The organism is Mesorhizobium sp. M7A.F.Ca.US.005.03.2.1 (assembly GCF_003997795.1).
In the GTDB taxonomy this organism is placed as follows: domain Bacteria; phylum Pseudomonadota; class Alphaproteobacteria; order Rhizobiales; family Rhizobiaceae; genus Mesorhizobium; species Mesorhizobium ciceri.
This window is the reverse complement of record NZ_RZRP01001116.1, coordinates 1-1666: the sequence shown is the minus strand read 5'-3', so window position 1 is coordinate 1666 and position 1666 is coordinate 1. Positions and strand designations below refer to the sequence as shown.

The 1666-nt window shown below is 66.6% G+C and carries 2 protein-coding genes; both read left to right on the top strand.

Annotated features, from left to right (window positions below; translation table 11 throughout):
• Positions 1–192 precede the first annotated feature (192 nt).
• Positions 193–1473, top strand: coding sequence for a histidine kinase (locus EN991_RS35270; RefSeq protein WP_013528922.1), 1281 nt, complete (start codon positions 193–195; stop codon positions 1471–1473).
• A partial coding sequence (locus tag EN991_RS35265) for a response regulator (RefSeq protein ID WP_164769628.1) occupies positions 1473–1666 on the top strand: 194 nt, incomplete at its 3' end. The genes EN991_RS35270 and EN991_RS35265, both read left to right, overlap by 1 nt.

Here is a 1666-nt window from a genome sequence, read left to right as displayed (position 1 = left end):
GCGCTGACGGAGCAGCAAATGAAAAACCCGCCAGTGCGGCGGGTCACCGGCGCAAATCAGCACCATAGACGAAAATGTACCATAGCTGAGGTCACCGAGTCAAGAAAAAATTCCTATGACCAAAGGCACCGTCGTTGACAGCGGCGGCGGCATGCGTCCACTATTTCCCGGCACGGGAGGATCGTGAAAGCAATGGCGGAAGTGTCCCTGGTCCTGATCGACCGGCTGCTGGCGATATCGCGGGCGCTTGCCGGCCATATCGATCCCGGCACGGCGTTCCGCGCGACAGCCATCGAGATCGGTTCGCTCATCCCGCACGACCACATGGATCTGGCGGTGCTGTCGCATGATGGGCGCCGGCACGCCTGTTACGAAGCCGGCTTCCACACCAGCTGGAGCGAGCTTGCCCAGCATCCGCTGCCGACCGAAGTCAGCCCGATCCGCTCGGTGCTGTGGGGCGAAGTCCCCTATCTGCTCGCCGACGACGCGCTGAGCGACGAGCGGTTCCATTTCGCCACCGCTATCGATGGTCCGATCTTCGCCGCCAGGCTGCGCAGCCGCATCGTCGTGCCGCTCAGGGCGCGCGGCGGCATCATCGGCGCGCTCAACATCAGCCGGCACGAGGTCGACTGCTACACGCTTGCCGATGTCGCGGTCGCGCAACAATGCGCCGACCTGATCGCGCCCTACATCTTCGCGCTGATCCAGACCGAGGAGGCGCGCCGCGCTATGCTGGCCGAGAGCGAGGCGCGAAATCGCGTCGAGCTGCTGCGCGTCGGCGCCTCGCAATTGACCGAAGGCATGGAGCGCGAACGCCGGCGCATGGCCATGGACCTGCACGACCAGACGCTTGCCGATCTCGCCCGGATCGCGCGCCAGCTCTCGGCACTTCGCGGCCAGGGCGTGGCGCGGGCAGCACAGCTTGCCGATCTCGAGAAGGAGGTCGCCGGCTGCCTGACGGAACTGCGCCACATCGTCGACGACATGCGGCCGAGCGTGCTTGAACTGTTCGGCCTGCGCGATGCGGTCGAGGCGCATCTCAACCGCAGCGTCGCCAGGGCCAAGCCGCCGATCGCCGTGCGCATCGCCGACACCAGCGACGGCGGCGCCGACAGCCTGTCGGAGCCAGTGCGGACCGCGCTCTACCGGATCGTGCAGGAAGCGATCAACAATGCCGTTCGCCATGCCGCGCCGCACCGCATCGACGTGCTGCTGGCGTCGACCGCGAGCGTGCTGCGGGTGATCGTCACGGATGACGGCCAGGGCTGCGGCGCCGTTGACCCGGCCGCGTATGGCGGCATCGGCCATATGCACACGCGGGCAGCCCTTATCGGGGCGCGGCTGCGCATCGGCCAGGCCGGCCGCAAGAACGGCGGCACCCGTGTCGTCGTCGAGATCGACCGCCAGCCATCACGGGAACTGGCGGCGGCTGCAACAATGCCTGGCGAACTCGCCGTATCGGAGGCCATGTGATGCTTGTGATGATCGCCGAGAATGACGGGCTGCACCGTAGCTTCGCGCGGCGAACGGTGGAGCAATTGTGGCCCGGTGACGTCGAGGTGATCGAAGCGAGTGACGGCGAGGACGCCATCAACCTGGCGACTGAGCGCGAGCCACTGCATGTCGTGCTCGATTTGCAGATGCCGAAGGCGACGGGAATCGAAGT